We start from the raw sequence: 1436 nt of genomic DNA on the forward strand, positions 1-1436 counted from the left end.
GGGGATGTCCCGATCGGTGTTGAACTACGTCGGGCCGACGTTGCCGGGATGAATGTTACGCGGCCCTCGAGACGTGGGCAACGGGCTTGATCGTCATGCGATCGTGGTGAGCTTGAAGGGCCGCAGGCAGAACCGACAATTGCTTATGCGCCTTCAATCGTCGAAAGCCCTTGTTGGCCTCGATCATGCCGGCCGCGACCCATCGCAAGGCCATACCGGCATCCCGCCAGCGTTTGACGTTGCGCGTGACGCGGCGAATGGTGCCCATCATGTTCTCGGCGATGTTGGTACAGGCGAGCGATCGACGAAGCTCCTTCGGCAGCTTCAACCGGACGACAGTCAGGATTTCGTCGAGGCCTTCGAGGATGCTGGCCGCGACGCCGGGCCATTGCTGGTCGAGGCGACGCGCGAGATTGCGGATCAATTTTTCAGCCTTGTCGGCGTCATCGAGCTCCCACGCCTGGCGCAGCACCCGACGGGTGGGCGCATGATGCTCTTTCGGCAGGCGTTCCATGATGTTGCGCGCCTTGTGGATCTGGCAGCGCTGGATCGCAGCGGCCGAACCGAAGGTGCGGCGGATCGCCTTCGACAACGCTTTCGCGCCGTCGGCGATGAACAGTCTTGGCATCGTCGGGTCGAGCCCGCGCGAGACCAGGTTGTCCAGCAGGGCCTGAACCGTTGCGGCATTCTCGGTCGCCCCTTCCACCAGCGCCAGCGGATGCTTGTTGCCTTCGCCGTCAACTCCGATCGCGGCGACCAGCACGAGATCGTCGCCGAGATGCAGCCCGTCGATTTGGACCACCAGAAGGTCGAGCGCGGACAGATCGGCAGCCATGAAGTCAGCCAGCCGCGCCGCCGACAGCGCTACGAACCTCCGCGAGGCCGCCGACTTCGAAACCCCCGATCCGGGCGGTGCCGGCACGTCACCTTCGGGCAGCCGGACGGCGCGGCCGAACCGGCGCGTCGACACATTGATCAGCATCAGGTTCATCGCCCAGCGACCGAGCCAATCCTCCTGCGCCGCCGTTTCCCAGCTCGGGATCGTGACCTCGCCGCCATCCACGCCCCGGACCCGCGGGCGCTCGACCTCGATCTTGCCGCCGTGGAAGCCGATCCGTCCCCGCGTTCGGCCCCAACGGTGCGCCCGCCGCGCCGCGTCGCGATCGTGGCGCGGCCCGCAGGCCGCCGTGACATCCGCCTCCATCATCGTGCCGAGCGCCTCGATCCCTGCCGCAAGGCAGAACCGATCGAAGCTCGCCCGCACTTCTGCAAACGCTTCGTCCACAGCCCCGGTCGCCGGCGAACCAGCCGGTGTGATATCTCTCGTCATGGCGTTGCTCGCCTTTGTGGAATCAGCACCCCGAGCCTACCGGCTCAAGGTGGGCAACGCCGACCTCTTCAGAAATTCAACAGAACCCGGGACATCCCCTCGCGCG

At 65.9% G+C, this 1436-nt stretch carries 1 protein-coding gene; it reads right to left on the reverse strand.

All coding sequences use genetic code 11. The annotated features are described in order from the left end of the window. Positions 1-55 precede the first annotated feature (55 nt). Positions 56-1330: an IS256 family transposase gene (locus AC0L2F_RS35655; RefSeq protein WP_473251512.1), complete on the reverse strand. Its 1275-nt coding sequence runs from the start codon at positions 1328-1330 to the stop codon at positions 56-58. Between the last annotated feature and the right edge of the window lie 106 nt (positions 1331-1436).

This window comes from Bradyrhizobium sp. Ken64, from assembly GCF_055807555.1.

Coding starts and splice junctions, on each gene's coding strand:
- AC0L2F_RS35655 (WP_473251512.1), bottom strand. CDS start 1,330: ATGACGAGAGATATCACACCGGCTGGTTCGCCGGCGACCGGGGCTGTG.